Source organism: Parabacteroides sp. FAFU027 (assembly GCF_022808675.1).
In the GTDB taxonomy this organism is placed as follows: Bacteria; Bacteroidota; Bacteroidia; order Bacteroidales; family UBA7332; genus CAXXIC01.
The window spans coordinates 202,201-222,924 of record NZ_JAKZKV010000006.1; the positions used below are offsets into that span (position 1 = coordinate 202,201).

At 40.2% G+C, this 20,724-nt stretch carries 14 protein-coding genes; 12 read left to right on the forward strand and 2 right to left on the reverse strand.

The window, feature by feature from the left end:
- Positions 1–7 precede the first annotated feature (7 nt).
- Positions 8–640: a hypothetical protein gene (locus MLE17_RS11115; RefSeq protein WP_243348873.1), complete on the forward strand. Its 633-nt coding sequence runs from the start codon at positions 8–10 to the stop codon at positions 638–640.
- 31 nt (positions 641–671) lie between these two features.
- Here MLE17_RS11115 and MLE17_RS11120 read toward each other — a convergent pair whose 3' ends face one another.
- Entirely contained in the window at positions 672–1,283 is a 612-nt protein-coding gene (locus MLE17_RS11120; RefSeq protein ID WP_243348874.1) for a rubrerythrin family protein, read from the reverse strand.
- A 39-nt stretch (positions 1,284–1,322) separates the two neighbouring features.
- Positions 1,323–1,751 carry a DUF2231 domain-containing protein gene (locus tag MLE17_RS11125; protein WP_243348875.1) on the reverse strand — a complete coding sequence of 143 codons (429 nt, stop codon included), beginning with the start codon at positions 1,749–1,751 and terminating at the stop codon, positions 1,323–1,325.
- A gap of 612 nt (positions 1,752–2,363) precedes the next feature.
- Between MLE17_RS11125 and MLE17_RS11130 the strand changes: the two genes are divergently transcribed.
- The 11 genes from MLE17_RS11130 to MLE17_RS11180 all read left to right on the forward strand — a co-directional run bounded on the left by MLE17_RS11130 (position 2,364) and on the right by MLE17_RS11180 (position 20,683).
- The gene (locus MLE17_RS11130; protein WP_243348876.1) at positions 2,364–2,852 is read left to right on the forward strand and encodes a T9SS type A sorting domain-containing protein; all 489 of its coding nucleotides are present in this window, start codon (positions 2,364–2,366) and stop codon (positions 2,850–2,852) included.
- Positions 2,853–2,935: 83 nt separating this feature from the next.
- Positions 2,936–4,540: a fasciclin domain-containing protein gene (locus MLE17_RS11135; protein WP_243348877.1), complete on the forward strand. Its 1,605-nt coding sequence runs from the start codon at positions 2,936–2,938 to the stop codon at positions 4,538–4,540.
- Positions 4,541–4,567: 27 nt separating this feature from the next.
- Positions 4,568–6,076 (forward strand): hypothetical protein, encoded by a 1,509-nt coding sequence (locus MLE17_RS11140; protein ID WP_243348878.1) that lies wholly within the window; start codon positions 4,568–4,570, stop codon positions 6,074–6,076.
- A 50-nt stretch (positions 6,077–6,126) separates the two neighbouring features.
- A complete protein-coding gene (locus MLE17_RS11145; RefSeq protein ID WP_243348879.1) occupies positions 6,127–8,703 on the forward strand; it encodes a fasciclin domain-containing protein in 2,577 nt (858 codons plus the stop codon).
- Positions 8,704–9,219: 516 nt separating this feature from the next.
- Positions 9,220–12,195, forward strand: a complete 2,976-nt coding sequence (locus MLE17_RS11150; RefSeq protein ID WP_243348880.1) for a SusC/RagA family TonB-linked outer membrane protein — start codon at positions 9,220–9,222, stop codon at positions 12,193–12,195.
- A gap of 24 nt (positions 12,196–12,219) precedes the next feature.
- Positions 12,220–13,818 carry a RagB/SusD family nutrient uptake outer membrane protein gene (locus tag MLE17_RS11155; RefSeq protein WP_243348881.1) on the forward strand — a complete coding sequence of 533 codons (1,599 nt, stop codon included), beginning with the start codon at positions 12,220–12,222 and terminating at the stop codon, positions 13,816–13,818.
- A gap of 47 nt (positions 13,819–13,865) precedes the next feature.
- Positions 13,866–14,960, forward strand: a complete 1,095-nt coding sequence (locus tag MLE17_RS11160) for a SusE domain-containing protein (protein WP_243348882.1) — start codon at positions 13,866–13,868, stop codon at positions 14,958–14,960.
- Between the two features lie 161 nt (positions 14,961–15,121).
- Positions 15,122–17,866, forward strand: coding sequence for an alpha-amylase family glycosyl hydrolase (locus MLE17_RS11165; protein ID WP_243348883.1), 2,745 nt, complete (start codon positions 15,122–15,124; stop codon positions 17,864–17,866).
- A 55-nt stretch (positions 17,867–17,921) separates the two neighbouring features.
- Complete coding sequence (locus MLE17_RS11170) at positions 17,922–18,572, forward strand: hypothetical protein (protein WP_243348884.1); 651 nt, start codon at positions 17,922–17,924, stop codon at positions 18,570–18,572.
- The gene (locus MLE17_RS11175; RefSeq protein ID WP_243348885.1) at positions 18,545–18,847 is read left to right on the forward strand and encodes a hypothetical protein; all 303 of its coding nucleotides are present in this window, start codon (positions 18,545–18,547) and stop codon (positions 18,845–18,847) included. The genes MLE17_RS11170 and MLE17_RS11175 overlap by 28 nt, the downstream gene beginning before the upstream one ends.
- Before the next feature lie 3 nt (positions 18,848–18,850).
- Positions 18,851–20,683 carry a glycoside hydrolase family 13 protein gene (locus MLE17_RS11180; protein ID WP_243348886.1) on the forward strand — a complete coding sequence of 611 codons (1,833 nt, stop codon included), beginning with the start codon at positions 18,851–18,853 and terminating at the stop codon, positions 20,681–20,683.
- Positions 20,684–20,724: the final 41 nt, after the last annotated feature.

Consider the following 20,724-nt stretch of genomic DNA (forward strand, 5'->3'; position numbering starts at 1 on the left):
GTTCATTATGAAACGATTAAAATCCATTGGCCTTATAGGAATGACGCTTATTGTTGCGCCATTCTCAGCTACCTTTGCCGGTAATCCGGCTCAGTCCAATGTGAATGTGGGTGGGATTTACCTTTCGGTTAATGACTATCTGAAAGACTCTCTTGCTATACAGGTGGACTTTTCGAAGGGTGAAAAGCTCAATTTTGATTGTTTTATCATACGACCTTACGTTTCCATAGTAAAAGACGGAAAAAAGAAGAAGTTATCCAAAGAGAAGATATACGCAGTAAAGACAACGAAAGGCGGGTTGTATCGGCTGTTTAACGGTGAGGCATATCTTCTGGAGGAAAAAGGACAAATTACTATCTATTCGAAGGTGCAAAATAGTATGGTGAAGAATCCCTATAATCGTTTGCCCCGATATGCAAAGTACCAGCCTCAAAAGTTCTTCTTTTTCAGCCTTCAACCCGATAGTCCGGTATTACCGCTGAATCAGGATAATTTACTGATTGCATTAGCCCGGGAAAATAATACTCTTTCCCGGAAAATGACTGAGGCAATCAGAGAGACAAAGGATCTGGCAGAATATGATTACGAACAAAAAACGTTTAAGGTGAATCTGTTATTGAATTCGATAATCAGACAATAAAAAAGGGAGCATCGCTCCCTTTTTTATATCTTTAGAATTTCAAGAACTTTTCTTTGGGGGTCATACAGAATGCGCATTTTTCATCCACTTTGGCAGCATCATACGTATTACCGCAAACAGGACAAACGGCATAGCCGGCTGGTAGCTGAGCTTCTGTTTTGGCATTTAACGCGTTCAAAGCGCTTTTGTAAAACTCCAAATGTTTTTTCTCTGTATCAAAAGCCCATGTAAATGATTTTTCTGCTTTCTCAGCCTTTTCAGTCTGAGCGTCTTTCAGGAACTGAGGATACATTGTTGTCGTTTCATATGATTCACCTTCAATAGCCGCCTGAAGATTTTCGGCAGTTGATTTAACTTCAAACTCCGGCTTAATTGCTTCCATCTTTTCACCTAATGCTTCCAATGCTTTGGTATGGTTGGCAGCATGGATAGATTCAGCCTTAGAGGCTGCTTCAAAAAGTTTGGCAACAGCATCATGTCCTTCTTCTTTTGCCTTCTGTGCAAAAGCGGCGTACTTAGCGCTGGCTGTAGTTTCACCTTTAATACCGGCTTTCAGGTTCTCAATCGTTTTTACCGGTTTGGCCTGTTTACATCCTGTCAGAGCTATCAGGCTAATCAATGCTAATACAAAAATGTTTCTCATTGCTTCGATAATTTAGGTTTATAAATAGAAAATGATAATTTAGAGTGGCATCATATAATTAAAGACTAATGTTCCTCCCAAAAAGCCGGTAATACCCACCGCAATGGTAGCCAAACCGTATAATACAATAACCATCCGTTGCATATTGATACTTGAATTTCCTTTCACTTTCATCGAGATACTTAATGCTGAAGCGATTAATAAAACAAGTAGGGTGACAGTTGCGGCGTGTTCATGATATTCTCTGATCTCACCGGCTGATCCGGCCATTTCACCGGTGAATAATGCTCCAGTCAGCCAGGCTGCTAAAGCTCCCAGTGTACCACATACAAGAAGATAAAATGCAGTGTTTGATAAACAAACTTCTTTTTTGAAAATCAAAGATGCGATTTGAGCTAAAAACCCGATTGTAACAAGTGCGACGGGGAAATGCACCAACAATGGATGCAAATGGCTTAATGGTATCATAGGCTAAGATTAATGAGTGAATTTCAAAGAATAAAGAGCTTCATGTAAATTGAAGTATTGTTTGAGATATCATTTTAAACAACAACTGCTAATTGGAAATGTTTGATTCCCGTTCTGGGAAATAATAATAAAAGGATAAATCAAAGAGGTGCAATTGTTTTATATATAGTGTGTTATTCCTGGATACGCAACGCGGTATCTGCTCTTTTACGAAGACTGATCAGCTTCTCCGAAGCTCCCTGGTATATAAATATGCCAAGGATCATATTGTGCCTTTAATGTATAAATGAAGGTGAATCCGCATTTTGAGTTAAATATTATTGCTAATCTGATTGGATATCTGTTATTTTGTAAAATTATTTTCTGCTTTTATCTTCTCTGTGAACTTAAAGGTAGATGCTCTACTGTGAGTCTATGGTAGTTATTTAACGAGCAGTAAAGTATTTCCAGGAAGAATATATTTAAATATAAGCTCTGGAAGATTCAAATGCCAACAGAGGTTGCGCACACACTTAATTAAGAGATATGAAACGAGCATGAGCAAATTTCATCAAAGAGTATGATATTATTTAGAGTTACAAATGTAGCCAAAACAAAGATAATTAATGAGATATGAAAAGAAGTACAATTCTTGCCGGCACTATCATGTGTCTGGTTTTTTTTATCAGTTCTGTAAAATCGCAGGAGAGAGGTATGGTAGTCGCGCTAAAGAGTGGCATTACAAATTCATTGAAAATCAGGAATATTTCCAGGATGAACTTTTCTTCAAGTATGCTGTATATCAATACTTTTAATGGGTCAAATGTGGTATATGCCAATTCTGATATCCAGAAGATTTATTTTGAAACTGTAGCAGAAGCATCCACTCCTAAAAATGAACAAAATGAATTTGTATTATACCCAAATCCGACAAAAGGGATGATCTATTTCCGGAATCAGGGTGTTGAATCAGCCTCGGTTTCAATCTTTAACCTGAATGGAGCTATGCTGTTCTCAGGTCGCATTTACAATTCCACGCAATCATTGGACTTAAGTTTTCTGGCACGAGGGGTTTATCTGGTGAAGATTGATAATCAACTGACTAAACTGATTAAGTTATGATGCAGGTATTATCGTTGCAGGATTCTGTCGAATCTCAAAAAAACAGAGTGAAAGTTGATTTATACTTCTCTTATTTTAATCGAATGAAAAAGACCCTCTTTCTGTTATTGCTGTTAATTACAGGCGTTTGTATAAATACCATAAAGGCACAAGACTCGTTGTTCTTCTATAAATCAGGAAAAATAATCTACCGGACATCGGTTTATAGTGTTGACAGCCTTACCTATTTCTCTCCAAAAGATTATTCAACATCACGCTCAAACCTCGTCTTTGAAAATATCCGTTCCAATCCGCAACTTTCGCTGTTTGCCCGAATGATCCAGATTGCGGGATATGAAAACAGACTCGATAGTGTCACCGTCTGGGCGCCTGTGGATAATGCGTTAAGCGAAATTAGTCTGTCCGATACTGCTTTGGTGAAAAGGGTTGTGAACAATCATATTGCTAAAACGAAGATATGGAGTACATATCCGTATGGCGCGATGATGGTTACCATGCTAAATTCGAAGAGATATGTTTTCGCAACCAGTCCTGGTTATTCACTGGGTGGGTATACTATATCGACACCCAATATTTTTATTGCAAGTTCGGTTGTTCATGTACTGGACGGCTATCTGCCCTATACTAAAAATATCTGGGAATATATTATGCAAGAACCCGGGCACGATTTGTTGAAAGCATATATCAACTCGCACAATAAAACGGTAATAAATTCATCCACCGGTGTAACCACTACAACCAACGATTTGGCCGATCTGCTTAGTTTTACGAATAATGAGTCATTAACCTACTCTGTTTTAGTCCCCTCTGATGAGGCGTGGACAGACGCATATAATAAGCTGCTTCCTTATTGTGCATCACCTGATAATCAGGGGGATGCCGCAAAACTGGCAATTATCCACAATAACTTCTTCAAGGGCAGGATGAATACGGCTTCTGATAGTATATATACATCGACATCCGGGTACAAACTCAATACCCCGAAAACGATGCTGGATGGCGCACAAGCTACAAATGTTTCTAATGGAAATATTATCAATGTGAGTCATCTCAAAATGTATGATCCGGAGTACTGGAATAAAACGATTAAGGTGGAGGCCCAATCTTTAGCGTATCTTGATTCATTAAAAAGTAATTACTCATCAACAATAACAAACTATCTTGATGGTAATTCGACTCCTTATGTTACTTACGTCCCCACAACAACGAGTGCTATTGCGGTTTTGTATGCCAGATTTCCCATTCCAAACACCTTATCGACGAGGTATAATATTTATTGCAATTTTGTCCCGACCTCTGTTGTTGACTCATTGGATAAAAGGCCCTATAAAGTTAAGTTTTATCTGACTTACGTAGATGCAAACGGAGCTTTAATAAATGGAACTGCACCATACAGTAAAGCCGGGTTTGATATCAATCACCAATTGACTACGACGACCTCCCAGATTGCCACATTTACGACAAGTGGAACTGCTCCTACCAAAATGTTGGTTGCAGAGAATTTTCAGTTTCCTTACAGCAATATTGTCTGTGGATTTCCTACTTCCGGGAACCCGGCATGGAATTCACCCGGAAAAGTCAATGTCTTTTTAAAAGTACAAAATGCAACTGGAACCTCATCAACGGAAAACCTTAATTATAACCGCACTATCCGTATTGACAGTATTATCCTGGAGCCAGTCCAGTAAGATTTAAACTATACAAGTAATATTAAAATGAAATCAATAATAAGAATCATACTGGTCTTCCTGCCATTTATCAGTGCTTTAGCATCTTCACAGGATACCTTATATGTTATGCGTTGGGGGCAGGTTGCCTATAAAGTAGCCGTGAAGGACCTTGATAGCATAAGTTTTGAGAACGCCTTGCTTAATCGCAAATGCATTACAGAAAAGATAGCGAAAGATAACAACTATTCAATTTTTTACCAGGGGCTTATCGCCACAGGATTAGTCGATTCTTTGAGGTCTGATAGGGACAAGAAGTATAGCGATAAAGAATATTTAAGCTACAAATATTCTTCATCATGGACTACTGTAGATGTTCCTGCTTATAAGCGTTATGGAAATACCTTGCTAATAGAGAACGACTCTCTATTCAGGAGTTATAGTATAAATAGTTTGTCAGAATTGAAGGACTATGCAGCCTCTGTATATAATCAGGTCTATCCGGAAGATGCCGGTATTACCGATGTGAAAAACAGGAGGAATAGCCTGAACCGGTTCATTGCCTATCATATCATCAATAAAAGGCTTTCTTTGTCAAATCTGATTGATATTTATGATACCGGTCATATGTTGAAGACCGTGGATATGACTGAGTATTATGAGACGTTGTGTCCGAATACGCTGTTAGAGGTCTCAAAAATCAGGGCGATAAACAAAACGAATCTGATAAATCGTAATCCGGATACCGGAAATACGATTCAGATTATATCCGGGTTCAATGATTCTATTACGTATAATGGCTTTTATTATGGGATAGACAAAATATTGAGCTACAATCCAGATGTTGCCAGGATCTTATCAAATAAACGATTGCGTTTTGATATGGCAAGTCTGTTTCCTGAGTTGACAAATAATGGCTTCAAGACACAGGCTAGTACAACTTATGCCCAGAAGAGCAAACAATATTACATTCCTGACGGATACCTCAAGAATCTTTCTGCGTCAGTCAATACGACTGTTTGCTACCTGGCACCATTTGATGCGTTTCTGGATTATGAAGGAGATGAAATGTTTTTCAGTGCCCAATCTGGTAAAGTTTATGATTTTACCTTTGATACTCCTCCCGTTCCTGCCGGAAACTACGAAATCCGGATAGGGTATCTGACTAATGGAAAAAGAGGAGTTGCTCAGATATTTGTCGATAGTATTCCTAACGGAGCCCCTGTTGACTTTGACTTATCAGCTACCAATCCGGTTATTGGCAAAGAGGTGACAGGCTCCGTTGCTGATGATCCATACGGATACCTGAATGATAAGTCTTTGCGCAATCATGGGTATATGAAAGGTCCGGCTTGTTATACAACCCCGGATAGCAGATGGCAATCAGGCCCGGCGCGTAATAATGCAAATAGTCTCCGAAGAATATTGGGGACCTATACTTTTGCTCAATCCGGGAAACATAAGATCTTAGTGCAGGGATTGTGTAACGGTGAATTTCAAATCGACTTTATTGAGTTTGTGCCAACCACTGCACTCGAAAACGAAGATATCTATTGATTACTATGCCAACGGGACACCCGGATTATCTCCATTTAAACTAACAGAAAATGAAACAAATCAATTTTCCTGCAATTATAAAATCATTAGAAGAAGTGATTCTGCATAGAATTAGTGTAATGCGACTTCTGATCTTATTTACGGTATTTTCTTCAAGTGTTTTTTCTCAAACAACCCTGAAAAGCACATACGACTATTTGCAATCAGATGGTCATTTCAATACTTACTTAAACTTAATAGATGATCTGAACTATAAGGATATTTTATCTCAGGCTGGATCAGATAAAACTCTGTTTGTATCCGATGATGCCGCGTTTGCAGAATTCTTTAAGAATAATGCATGGCATGTTTCGGGTTACAGCCAACTCTCCAATGCTCAGAAAAAACTTTTATTGAATTACTCAATCATCAATAATGCTTATCCTTTGTCAAGTCTTGGGGATAATTATTGGAACGGAATGTTAAATCCTGGTGTGGGATTTCGAAAGAACACCATGTTAAGTGTATTGGACAGTGTCCCATTTCTTTCAGGGGACCAGCTACCCGCTAACTCATATTGGAATTATTATCGTATAAAAGGCATTCATTTGGTTTGTGATAATACGATTTCTCCTCTTGTGTTTTTTACCCAACAAAATATAGACCAGCATTCGTTCACAAATGAAGATCTGGATATCATGTGTGGGATTAAGTCGCGTCAATATAATGATGTCCATGTGTTTAATATCAAAGTTGACCAAAAAGATATTCCTTGCAGTAACGGATATATCAATGTCTTACATTCCGTACTTGTACCTCAAAAAAATATGGCCCAGTTTCTGTTTGATAATAAAGATGGAGATCCCAGTCAAAGCACGAAAATATTTTCCGAATTAATGGCGCGTTTTTCTGCACCTTATTATGATGGCTCATTTACTGGCATCTACAAACAGTTATATCCCGAATCTAGTGATTCTATTTTTGTGAAAAAGTACTTTGCTTACTATGGAGGAAAAACAGTGATTCCGAATTACCAAATAGTAAATAACTTATTGGAATTTGATCCCGGATGGAATCATTTCGACCTCTTAACAAGAGCATTTGAGACTGATATGGGTGCTATATTTGCTCCATCAGATCAGGCGATGACTGATTTTCTGAATAGAGGAATCGGATATGTTCTGAAAAAAAGATTTGATAACTGGGAAAATATACCTGATGCTATTGTTCTTCCACTAATTAAAAGACATATGCGTCTTTCTTTAAATGAATCAGTTCCCGGACGATTCGGTAAGATGATTGATGCCGACAATTATAGATTACCTGTTGAAAAAAGCCAAATCACTAAAACTTATTTGGGTTGTAACGGCGTAGTGTATGTTACGAACCAGGTTTATCCAAGTCAAGATTTCCAGTCATTATATTCGCCTGTTTTACTGGGTAGTAATACAAAAATAATGAACTGGGTGATCAAATGTAACAATCGTACAACAAAGGATGGTACTCCTTTTTCTTTTTACAAGTTGTATCTCAATGCATTAAAGAATAAAACAAATCTGTATATCCCTGCAGATGAAAGTTTCAATCGTTATATTGATCCTATAGCTTATGGCCAGGATGTACCAGGAGTTATAAAATTCAGGTATAATGAGCAGTCTTCTTCGGTGTATGCAACGCTATATAGATACAACAAAACAACGGATGTGGTAGGAGATTCCGTTGGTGTAATTACTGACCAGGCCTTTATCCTGAACAGACTCTATCACATGCTTGACCAGCATATTGTATCAGGAAGTATAGATTCCGGAAACGGATATTACATCTCCAGATCGAATGATATAATCAAAGTTTCGGGAAGCGGTTCATCATTAACAGTACAGGGCGGTCGGGATCTTGAAAACAATACGAAAGCTGAAGTCTCCGATGGACAGGTCTTTAATCAGGAGAATGGAACTGCCTGTTTTCTGACCAAACCGGTTGATCCTACCTTGAAGTCGGTTTATAAAGTGTTATCGACAACTCCTCAGTTTTCAAAGTTTTTTGAGTTGCTTAAGGGTGTGCCTGATACCTGTGTTTCTCAGATTTTTACACAACAAGGAATTGATTACCGGGTAAGGTTTTTCAATGCATTTAATTACACGGTGTACGTACCGACCAATGAAGCTATTCAGGCTGCCATTGATAATGGAACGATTACTCCCTGGAGTCAGATCTATGGATTGGTACCCGGACAAGTACAAAGTGCTGCGATCAATAAAATGCTCCGTTTCCTACGTTACCATTTTCAGGATAATGCCGTTTTCTACGGACAAAATCTGACTAAACAATTTCGCACCCAAACCATTAAACAAAATGACGCTCTGTCTTATTGGAATACAGCGAAAAACAAGTTCCTGAAAATAGGGGTGACGGGTACAGATAATACTCTTAAGCTCACAACCGAAAATGGGAAAACGGCTAATGTTGTCACTCAGGATGGTTTGTACAATATCATTGCCAAAGATTACGTCTTCGCTCAACTTCCCTCAAAGTACAAAAACATTGATGGAACAGGGAGTGCCACCGGAAGTAATTTCGTAACCTCGACAATTACCTCGTCATCTTCAGCAGTCATTCATCAAATTGACAATGTCTTGACCTTCGAATAAGATCAAATAGTTCTTCTGAGAAATCAACCTAAAGCGGTTTCGGTATATAAGTACCGGAGCCGCTTTTCTCATTTATAGCCCTGAAGTTCATCTTCTCTATTCTTTACTTCATCAGGCATTTATTGGCCGGGGCTGGAAAATTCATGATATTTGAATCACATAAACAGATCACAAATCTTCAGCCGGATATTGGGTGGTGAATTTCATCCGTCTAAATCTTCATTTCGTCAGGAATACATTTTAATAAGGTGTAAATGAGTTGAAATTTGTAATGCTTAAACGAGCCCGAATTGAAGAATAAGAATTTATGATCGTCTCGTGTAGTATAAGCCCTGAAATTGTATTGACCTTATTTTGAAAACTAAACAGCCAATGAAAAACAACTTTTACACCTCACCTGTCTTGATTCAACCCGATATTCTCGAAAGCTATAATCCGGAAGCATCTCCTTTATGATGTATGCTTTCGGCAATCTTATTTAGTTAACCTATATTATTCATCTTAATTCAATCCAACATGAAAAAAGTCAGATTTACGCTATCGGTGCTTTTTCTGCTATGCATTAGCCTCAGTGCTATTGCTCAGAATAAGATAACTCTGCGTGGTACGGTGGTTGATAATACCAATCAGACAGTGATTGGCGCCTCCGTAGTTGAAAAAGGAACGACAAACGGTACTGTTACGGATGTAAACGGTAAGTTTGTCCTTAATGTAAGCTCTTCCAGTGCCATTATTCAAATCAGTTATATCGGATTTGATAGAATGGAAATTCCGGCCTCTTCTATTACCGGTACGAAAAAGATTCAACTCAAAGAATCGGCAGTAGCACTGGGTGAAGTGGTCGCCATCGGATATGGCCAGGTGAAGAAAAAAGATGCCACTGGTTCCGTAACTGCTATCAAAGCCGACGAAATCAATCGTGGAGTTGTAACTTCTCCACAGGAATTGCTCTTAGGTAAGGCCCCCGGGGTTGTTGTTACCACTGATGGAGGAGCGCCTGGTACAGGTGCAACTATCCGTATCAGAGGAGGAGCATCTTTGAATGCCAGTAATGATCCGTTGGTGGTAATCGACGGAGTTCCGGTTGATAACTCAGAGATCAAAGGTATGTCTAATCCGTTGTCAACTATTCACCCGAATGATATTGAGACCTTTACGGTGCTGAAAGATGCTTCTGCAACTGCAATCTATGGTTCAAGAGCTTCCAATGGCGTTATTATCATAACGACCAAGACTGGTTCTGCCGGAGCTGCAGCCAAGCCCACAGTATCTTATGGCGGTAGTGTACATGTTAGTACACGTTACAATTCGGTAGATGTGTTAGATGGTGACCAGTTCAGGGCTATTTATACACAAAAATGGGGTACCATTCCAGCTGCAATGGCTTTGCTGGGAACTGCCAATACAAACTGGCAAGATCAGATATTCAGAACAGCTTTCAGTACAGACCATAATCTGGGTGTAAGCGGTAAGTTTGGCAAAAATCTACCGTATCGATTCTCAGGTTCTTTTACCGATGAAAACGGTATTCTGAAAACATCAAGTATGCAACGCTCGACAGTGTCGGCGAATCTTAATCCAACGTTTCTGGATAATCATTTAAAGGTAAATGCCAGTGTGAAAGGTATGTATATTAAGAACCGTTTTGCAGATAAGGGCGCTATCGGATCTGCAATAACATTTGACCCCACACAACCCGTTTATAGCGATAATATGGGTACAAAAATTGGGAATGGTTATTTTACCTGGCTAAAAGCGTCTGATAAAACATTTATCGATGTCGCTCCCCTAAACCCATTGTCTATGTTGGAACAGCGTAAAGATGAATCAAACGCTTACCGTAGTCTGGGGAACATCCAGTTAGACTATAAAATGCACTTTTTGCCAGATTTAAAAGCAAATTTGAACCTTGGATATGACTTATCAAAAAGTGATGGAACAAACCAATATTATGATAATGCGCCAAACTCATGGAAACTCAACGATAAAAAAGGTGTGGGCGAAACGACTGATTACAGCCAGATTAAACGCAATCTTTTGCTCGATTTTTATCTGAACTATGTCAAAGAAGTATCTTCATTAAAAAGCAGATTCGATGTAATGGGTGGATATTCATATCAAAAGTTCTACAAAAAAGAAGAAACAGAGACAATTACATCTTCAGGGAAAATTACCTCACCTAATAAAGTGACCCCATCGGAATATGTGCTGCTTTCTTTCTTTGGCCGTTTCAATTATTCGTTGATGGATCGGTATTTGTTGACAGCCACTTTGCGCAATGACCAAACATCTCGTTTTTCACCTGATACCCGTAGTGGACTTTTTCCATCTGTAGGTTTGGCCTGGAAGATTAGCGAAGAGCCATTTCTGAAAGATCAAAAAACAATATCAGACCTGAAGTTAAGATTGGGGTACGGTATTACCGGCCAGCAGGATCTGAACACAGGTGATTATCCTTATATAGCTACCTATACCATTAGTTCGGGCTATTATGCCGATTATCCGTTGGGAAATGCCTTTTATCATACTGCCCGTGCTGAAGGATATGATCCAAAACTAAAATGGGAGGAAACTACTACTTATAATATTGGATTGGATTGTGGTATTCTTAATGGCCGCTTTACCGGTTCGATCGATATTTATAACCGGGATACGAAAGATCTGATTAATAAAATACCAATGCCGGCCGGCTCAAATCTGACCAATGAGATCCTGACCAATGTGGGTAGTCTGACTAATAAAGGAATAGAATTTGCCATAAGTGGAAAACCTATTTCTACAAAGAATGTGACCTGGGATCTGGGATTTAATATTTCTCACAATGTGAATGAACTCACGAAACTGAACTACAGCAACAATCCCAATTATTATATCCCGACCGGGAATATTGGTGGAGGTACCGGCAATACTATCCAGGCTCAGAAGGTAGGTTTCCCGATCAACTCATACCTGGTGTACGAACAGGTCTATGACAAAAACGGAACTCCGATTGAAGGTATGTATGTCGATAGAAACAGAGACGGAAAGATTGATGCATCGGATATGTATTGTTACCACAGTCCTGCGCCCAAAGTGTCAATGTCTCTTTCCTCCAAATTATTGTACCACAACTGGGACTTCAGTTTCTCTCTGCGCTCTAATCTGGGCAACTATGTATATGACAATGTAGAAGCGGGACAATCCCTGATCGGTACATATGTCTCTACGGGATATACCAGTAGTATATTGAACAGAGGAACGTATTTCAATAAAGTGCAATATCTGACAGATCATTATGTCCGTAATGCCTCTTTTGTTCGTTGCGATAATGTAACGCTGGGATATGCTATTGATAATATCAAGAACATGAAAATGCGCGTTTACGGAACCGTTCAGAATCCATTTGTCATTACCAAATACACCGGATTGGATCCCGAAGTGTTCAACGGCATAGATAACAATGTTTATCCTCGTCCTTTGACCTTCCTGGCCGGAGTCAGTTTATCATTCTAATCCATCCTTAAATCAAAACGAATTATGAAAAAAATAATCTATATAGCGTGGGTATTCATATCAGGTCTGATAATTACGTCATGTGTGAATGACTTGAATACCACTCCACTGGATGAAAAAGTGCTAACTGTAGATCAGTTTTACAAAACAGACTCTTCCTACATGCAGGCATTGGCAAAATGTTATGCCGGATTGTCCCTTACAGGACAACAAGGCCCTTCGGGTAATTCAGATATTACGGCACCCGATGAAGGACAGTATCAGTATATTCGTGCTTATTGGAATCTCCAGGAACTACCAACGGATGAGGCCGTTGTCGGTTGGAATGACCCCGGTCTGCCCGATCTGAATACATTAAACTGGGCCAGTGATAATGGATTCGTTTATGCTTTGTACAGTCGGATTTATTTCCAGATTGCACAATGTAATGAATTCTTACGTCAGACTACAGACGCAAAATTAAGTGAAAGAGGAATTACTGGAACAGTGCGCACGAAGATGCCTCAATACCGTGCGGAGGTACGATTCTTGCGCGATCTTTCTTACTGGCATGCAATTGACTTATTCGGAGATATTCCTTTTGTAACCGAAGATGATGCAATTGGTACAGTGCCTGCACAAAAGTCCCGTAAAGATGTTTTTGATTTTCTGATTAAGGACCTGAAAGACATCGAAACCAATAATCTACTGACCAATAATGCTGAGTACCCACGCGTAGGTCTTGAGGCTGTACAAACTCTTATCGCAAGATTATACCTGAACGCTGAAGTTTATACCGGAACTGCTCATTGGGAAGATTGCAAAACCTATTGTGCAAAAGTGATTTCCACAAAAGGGGGAGGTCCATCCGGCGGTTTGGCCATTGTGTATAAGTATTTATTCGGAGGTGATAATGATAAATATGCACGTGGTGGAAATGAAGGCGAAATTATTTTCACGATCGCATATGATTATGACCATACCCAGGGTTACGGTGGCACTATGTACCTGACAGCCGGTGCTTATGGCGGAAAAATGCAACAAGCTGATTATGGCCTGACTTCTACCTGGGGGGGAATCAGAACCAAACCGCAACTTATTGACAATTTCAGTACAGGCGATAGCCGCTATCTGTTCTATGACAGTGGGAACAAGGAAAATACCAATATGTCATTGTTTACCGATGGATTCGGATGCATCAAATACACCAATTTGTTGAGTACCGATTGGGCGAATACAGCAAAACGTGCAAAAGCATTTCCGGATACTGATTTTCCTGTATTTCGTTTAGCCGATGTTTATCTGATGTATGCAGAAGCAGCTGTGCGGTCAAATACAAACAAAGATATAGCTCTTCAATACATCAACCTGATCCGGGAAAGAGCAAATCTTAACGACTTCTCATCATCTGATTTGAATCTGGATAATATCTTGAAAGAAAGGGGACGTGAGTTTTATTGGGAAGGACAGCGTCGTACTGACCTGATTCGTTTTGGCAAATTTACAGGAGACTCGTATTTATGGTCGTGGAAAGGTGGCGTAATTGTGGGAAAAGCGATTGATAGTAAATATCGTCTTTATCCTATTCCGGCCAAAGATATTGCTGCGAATCCTAACCTGAAACAAAATCCGGGATACAATTGATTCTAACAAATCCAGTAAGTTTTCTCAACTTCTAATATTTAAACAAGATGAAAAATATACTAAAACATGCGCAGTATATATTGATGATAATCTTTGTATTATCGGCATGTACAGATACAAAGGATCCGATCTATCAACAGGGTGACAATCCTGTGCTCAACTCTCCGACAGGCTATTATACCCTTACGATAGAATCGAAACCTTTCATTATGGAAACCTTTACCTGGTCGAAAGGTGAATACGGTTTTGATGCTGCACCGACATTTACAGTGCAAGCCTCGCTAAACGAAAACTTTACAGATAGTGTAGAGTTGGCTTCAGCCAATGCTACGTTTGCTAGCGTTACGGTTGCCAAGATGAACGCTGTGATGCTCAACTGGAAGTGTACACCCAGTGTGCCCAAAAACGTTTATATCCGCATTAAAGCCGTTTTGAACAGCGCTGAAACTGTAATAACGTATTCTGAGCCCACTATTATTACTGTCATTCCGTTTAAGGATCTTGCTCCGACAAAAGCGCCATTGTATATTGTTGGCTCTACCTTGAACCAGGATGCGCAATGGAAAAATACAACGGATGCAATAGGAACAGGATTGATTCCTCTGTTTACTGATGTTAATGATACGAAAGATCTAACTTATACTTATACAGGCTATTTTAAAGCAGGTGGATTTAAGGTTATTGTTGAACCAGGCACCTGGGGTGCTCAACAATATGGGTTGAAAAATGGTAATCTTGTAAAAGAAGATAATTGTGATAACTTCACAATCCCGGCAGATGGGTATTATACCTTCTCTATGGATGCCAAAGCAATGACTTTCTCATTATCATCTTACGATGCCAGCGGTGCAACTACATACACTTCAATAGGACTGATTGGTGCATTCAATAGCTGGGGAGGTGACTTTGCATTGTCCGCCATGAACTTCGATCCTCATATCTGGAGTACCATTTTCACCCAGGAAGCAACCGGAGAACTGAAATTCAGAGCCAATAATGGTTGGGGAATAAACTGGGGTAGTACCTCTTTACCATTTGGTATTGGCGCACTCAATGGATCTAATATAACTCTTGAGAAAGGAAAGTATTATGTTCAGATCAATACAATAACCGGGCATTATATGTTTTTGCCTGTTAAGTAATCAAATGTTCATTGTAAAAAACCCCGCTAATTTATGGGCGGGGTTTTTTCTTCAATCAGTTTCGTAATCAGCAAGATATACAGCGATAGACTCAGCTATTGGAATTTGAGAAGATAAATATCAGCTCTATATTTGTTTGCCAACATACTAATCACCTATCCATGAAAAGAATCTTACTTTCCTTTTGCTTAATACTCTCCTTTATTCCCTCCTATACGCAAGTCGTCGTTTCGAATCCTGCATTTGTCACTGAAGATGGTACGATTGAGATCACATTTGATGCTACGCAAGGAAACAAGGGGATGGTAGGCGCAACGGATTGTTATGCCCATACCGGCCTGATTACCAGTAAAAGTTCAAGCTCTTCAGATTGGAAATATGCTCCGACGTGGTTGGATAACAGTGCTAAATATAAAATGACTTCGGCAGGAACAGATAAATGGAAACTTACTATAAGTCCTGATATTCGTACTTATTATGGTGTTACAGACGTGAACGAGTTTATCTATAAGCTTGCTTTTGTTTTTCGGAATTCTACCGGTACGCTACAAGGCAAAGATGTGGGTAATACTGATATTATGGTTGATGTCTATCCAAAAGGGTTGCAGGTTGCATTTGATCAGCCGGCCAACAATTCGATAGTTGATCCCGCTTCAACAGTAACGGTATCAGTCAGGTCTTCTCAATCGGCAAGTCTGAATCTGTACCTCAATACTGTCTCTTCTAACCCTATTGCCCAATCCACTGGAACTACCCGGATTTCTTATTCCGGAACTTTTACGGCAGGAAATTATTTTCTGATCGCTGAGGCTCAAAGTAATGGTACTATTGTTCGTGACACAACGTATTTTTGCTCGACGGCAAAGGGAACCCGCTCTTCAGAAGTTCGTCCTACTGGTCTGAAAGAAGGAATAACCTACAATGCAGACGGAAGTGTCACATTTTGTATCTATGCTCCTAAAAAAGAGTATTTCTATTTGATGGGAGACTTCAATGACTTTCATCCTGATAACAATTACCTGATGAAATATCAGGAAACCGGCAACATTTTTGCAAAAAAGCGATATTTCTGGCTTACACTCACAGGCCTGGATCCGGGCAAAGAGTATGCATTCCAGTATCTGACCGATGGCTCTATTCGGATAGGAGACCCTTATTGCGAAAAGATTCTAGATCCGTGGAATGATAAATATATCAGTTCGACAGTTTATCCAAATCTTCGTCAGTATCCCTCAGCCAAAACACAGGATGTATTGTCCACCTTCAAAATCAATCAGGATAAATATCAATGGAAATCATCCGGGTTTCATGCTCCGACTCAAAATAACATGATGATCTATGAACTCAATTTTCGCGATTTTACGAATGAAGGAACAGTCAATGCCGCTATTCAGAAACTTGATTATATACAGACTTTGGGTATCAATGCAATAGAGATGATGCCTATCACGGAGTTTGATGGAAACGATAGCTGGGGATACAATCCTAACTTCTATTTTGCACCTGACAAAGCCTATGGGACTAAACAGGATTACCAGCATTTCATCGACGAATGTCATGGACGGGGTATTGCTGTTATTCAGGATGTTGTGTTTAATCACTCCTGGGGGTTAAGTCCCTGGTGTAAATTGTGGTGGGACGCTGTAAATTCCCGACCTGCTGCAGATAATCCCTATTACAACCCGGTGGCTCCCCATCCTTATAGCGTTGGCAATGACTTTAATCACAGTTCGACATTAGTCAGAAGTTTTATTAAACGAGCTCTCGCATTTTGGATGACCGAATACCATATAGATGGATTCCGTTTCGATTTAAGTAAAGGATTTACTCAAACACAAAGTACAGAAGCTACGGTTTCAAATTATGATGCTTCCCGCATCAGCTATATCAAAGAATATGCAGATACAATTAAAGCTGTAAATTCAAACGCATACACTATTCTTGAACACTTTTGCAATACAGATGAGGAGGATGCCCTGGCAGCATATAAAAATACGATGCTCTGGCGTAACCTGAATTGGGCGTTCCAACAGGCAGCTAAGGGATCAAGTGTAGGTGACTTTACAGGGATGGTGGGTACAAACCGTGTCGGTTATCCGGAAAGTCATGATGAAGAAAGGTTGGCTTATGCGTTGTTTTCCGGAGGTGTGACAGCTCTTCAGGATACGGCCAGTGCGATGAACCAGTTAGCTGCATGTGCTGCATTTGCCTATCTTAATCCCGGGCCACGAATGATGTGGCAGTTTGGAGAGTTGGGGTATGATTATTCCATCAACTACAATGGCCGTACAGGTAGGAAGCCTATTCGTTGGGATTATCTCAATAACCCTCTGCGTAAGGGATTACACGATACCTATGCAAAGGTGCTGAATTTCCGAAAGAACTATGCAGACCTTTTTGCAAATCCAACCAGCTGGAACTGGCAGGTATCCACTTCCAATTGGAATAATGGACGTAGGATATATCTCACAAACGGCACGCTGACGGCTGTTATACTTGCCAATTTTACCGCTGTCGGTTCAGTTACAGCCAATCCTGCTTTTGGAAAAACCGGTACATGGTTCGATTTGATTTCCGGAGAGACCCTTAACGTGACCGATCCGAATATGTCGCTCACACTTCCGGCATTTGACCTGAAGATTTACACGGATGTCTTGATTAATAGTGTGTCAGATACAAAAATATCATCGGTTGAGGTATATCCCAATCCGGTAACGGATTATCTTTATATCAAAGGTAAACAAGCGATCAACATAGAATTGTATAGTACAGACGGAATCAAGGTCTATCAGAATTCTGTTTCAGGTCAGGCGGTCAATCTATCCTCATTGCCTGCCGGGATATACATTGGCCGGATAGGATTTGAAGACGGAACCAATATTCAGTGCAAGATATGTAAGCAGTAATCTGACCTGGTTATCCGTTCTGTACCGGAGGGGATGACCTTAAAACTCACAGGCTATGAAAACAGGAAAAGAAATCATCTGGCTCTGTTTCTTGGTAATCACATCGTGCAATATCAAAGAACCTTTGGAAAATATCCTGACCGAGGCAAACCGGGAAGCGGCTCCGTTAGTCCAACACCGGTTTAATGCAGATACCATCAGTCTGAAAATCCTGTTTCCGACACTAACAGGAGTGGATTCCGTTTGTGGAAAAGGATTGAAAATAGTTCCGCTTAATCATTCACCCGGAAGCTGGATGATTAATGTCAAAGATACAACACGGTATATTCATGAAATCGAGGTGGTCAAAAAGGGCAAAAAGGTTTCGTTGCTATTTTACAAACTACAGAAACCGGGGAATCTGGACGTGCAACTGTCGATTACTCCAAACAGCTACTTGAATAATCGCCTGCTTTTCCGTTGTATGAATCGTCCGGATGAGTTTTATGTGCTCTGGCAAAATGTAGCATTACCTGATGAGTTTATTTCTTTTACCCGGGATGGTTTTTCAATCTTTTTACCAAAGGATGTCAGAAGTATGGAGCATTCGCTTGTCCGGATTCTGGCGGCTAATCATAATGGGGAAATAGTCTATGTTTCTGTGCCCCTTGCCTATGGGCTTCCTGCTCCTGTGACGGAATGGACTATTCAACCGATAAACCGGTAAAAGGATTAGGTAAATATTACTCATTCAACACCGAATCTGCCGGTAACAACATTGAATCTATCGAATTGAATATTGAAAATGGCAAATTCAACCATGAAACCGGAGGAATGAACGTTGAATTTGCCAAAATGAACGTTGCAGGTGGTACATTCAACATTGAATCTGCCACATTGAATGATGAATCCGGCAGAATCAACATTGAATCTGACGAATTCAGCAATGAATTTGCGATATTGGACATTCAATTCACCATTTACTTAAAAACATATACCTGAATAATGAAAAAACTACTACTAACTACATCTTTAATGGCCTTGTATGTCGGGCTGTTTGCCGCCATTCAGATCAACAAGCTGGAACCTGCCTTCTGGTGGGCGGGAATGAAGAATCCCGAGCTTCAGATCATGGTCTATGGTGCTGATATTAATAATCTGCAGGTGCAATCTCTTTCTCCAAATGTGCTGGTAAAAAGAGTTGTAAAAGCGGAAAGTCCAAACTATCTCTTTGTTTATCTTGATCTGAGTAAAGCAACTGCAGGGAAGACGGATTTGCTTTTAACCAATGGCAGGGAGAAGCGAAAAATCAGTTATGAACTGAAACCGCGTACTATTGCTCCGGTGTCACATAAAGGATTCACCTCTTCTGATGTGATATATCTCCTGATGCCGGACCGGTTCGCGAATGGCAATCCGGCCAATGACAACCTGAAGATGCAAAATGCGACGGTTCAGGTTGACCGCAATGATCCCAATGCCCGTCACGGAGGCGATTTAGCCGGTATCCAGCAGCATCTCGATTATTTGGCTGATTTGGGTGTGACAACAATCTGGCCCACTCCGGTATTGGAAAATGACATGTCCGGCGGTTCCTATCACGGATATGCAGCGACTGACTATTACAAGGTTGATCCCCGTTTCGGAACGAATGACGAGTATCTACGTTTGATCAATAAGGCGCATCAGAAAGGCTTGAAAGTGGTAATGGATATGGTCTTCAACCATTGTGGCAGCGGACACCTCTGGATGAAAGATATGCCGTTCGGCGACTGGATAAACAATGGCGGAAAGTATATGCAGTGCAACCACGCTAAGCACAGCTATTACGATCCTCACGCGTCTGAATACGATAAGAAGATGATGAAGGAAGGCTGGTTTGTGGAATCGATGCCTGACCTGAATCAACGCAATCCGCACCTCGCCAGATACCTTATCCAGAACAGCATCTGGTGGATTGAGTACGCTAATCTTGATGGCATTCGCCAGGATACCTATCCGTATGCCGACGCTTCGATGATGGCAGAGTGGTGCAAAGAGGTTTTCAACGAATATCCAAATTTCAATATTGTCGGAGAAGCCTGGTATGAAAATGTTTCCGGTACAGCGTACTGGCAGGCAAACAGTAAGCTGAATCCGGGCTTTAATTCCAACCTGAAGACTGTGATGGATTTCCCGACTATGATTAATTCGCATGATGCCTTTTATCAGGATAATAGTCTGGGGAAAATATTTGATGTCGTTGCTCAGGATTATCTTTACGCGGATGTCAACAACCTGTTGGTTTTCCTCGAAAACCACGATACAGATCGTTTCCTTCGTGAGATGCCGACCGATCTGTCTGTTTTCAAACAGGCATTTGCTTTCCTGTTTACCACCCGTGGAATCCCGGAAATCTATTATGGTACCGAAATACTGATGAATGGTGTCAAACAAAAAAGTGACGGTTATGTGAGGACTGATTTCTCCGGTGGATGGATGGGAGATACTCAGAATTCCTACACTGCTGACGGCCGCACGGCTCTTCAAAACGAGGCATTCAACTATATGCAGAAGTTATTGAAATGGCGCAAAGGAAATGAGGTTATTGCTAAAGGTTCTTTGCTTCACTTTGCCTTAAGAAATGGCGTATATGTCTATCTTCGAGAATATCAGGGCAAGAAAGTGCTGGTGATTCTGAACGGAAACAAATCGGAGATCAGCCTTTCATTGAAAGAATACGCCGAGGCTATCGGTTCGTCAAACGAAGGTATTGATGTGATTACCGGTCGTTCTGTTGAGCTTAAAGATAAACTTAATTTATCAGCCAAAGAGTCTTTGATTCTTGAATTGAAATAGATAAAATCAAAAGCAAACAATAAAGGAGTGCATCGCAAGTT

Excerpts from the sequence above, each read along its gene's own strand:
- MLE17_RS11125 (WP_243348875.1), bottom strand. The coding sequence starts at position 1,751 with ATGATACCATTAAGCCATTTGCATCCATTGTTGGTGCATTTCCCCGTC.
- MLE17_RS11140 (WP_243348878.1), top strand. The coding sequence starts at position 4,568 with ATGAAATCAATAATAAGAATCATACTGGTCTTCCTGCCATTTATCAGT.
- MLE17_RS11115 (WP_243348873.1), top strand. The coding sequence starts at position 8 with ATGAAACGATTAAAATCCATTGGCCTTATAGGAATGACGCTTATTGTT.
- MLE17_RS11130 (WP_243348876.1), top strand. The coding sequence starts at position 2,364 with ATGAAAAGAAGTACAATTCTTGCCGGCACTATCATGTGTCTGGTTTTT.
- MLE17_RS11155 (WP_243348881.1), top strand. The coding sequence starts at position 12,220 with ATGAAAAAAATAATCTATATAGCGTGGGTATTCATATCAGGTCTGATA.
- MLE17_RS11120 (WP_243348874.1), bottom strand. The coding sequence starts at position 1,283 with ATGAGAAACATTTTTGTATTAGCATTGATTAGCCTGATAGCTCTGACA.
- MLE17_RS11160 (WP_243348882.1), top strand. The coding sequence starts at position 13,866 with ATGAAAAATATACTAAAACATGCGCAGTATATATTGATGATAATCTTT.
- MLE17_RS11165 (WP_243348883.1), top strand. The coding sequence starts at position 15,122 with ATGAAAAGAATCTTACTTTCCTTTTGCTTAATACTCTCCTTTATTCCC.
- MLE17_RS11180 (WP_243348886.1), top strand. The coding sequence starts at position 18,851 with ATGAAAAAACTACTACTAACTACATCTTTAATGGCCTTGTATGTCGGG.
- MLE17_RS11175 (WP_243348885.1), top strand. The coding sequence starts at position 18,545 with ATGGACTATTCAACCGATAAACCGGTAAAAGGATTAGGTAAATATTAC.
- MLE17_RS11170 (WP_243348884.1), top strand. The coding sequence starts at position 17,922 with ATGAAAACAGGAAAAGAAATCATCTGGCTCTGTTTCTTGGTAATCACA.
- MLE17_RS11150 (WP_243348880.1), top strand. The coding sequence starts at position 9,220 with ATGAAAAAAGTCAGATTTACGCTATCGGTGCTTTTTCTGCTATGCATT.
- MLE17_RS11145 (WP_243348879.1), top strand. The coding sequence starts at position 6,127 with ATGAAACAAATCAATTTTCCTGCAATTATAAAATCATTAGAAGAAGTG.
- MLE17_RS11135 (WP_243348877.1), top strand. The coding sequence starts at position 2,936 with ATGAAAAAGACCCTCTTTCTGTTATTGCTGTTAATTACAGGCGTTTGT.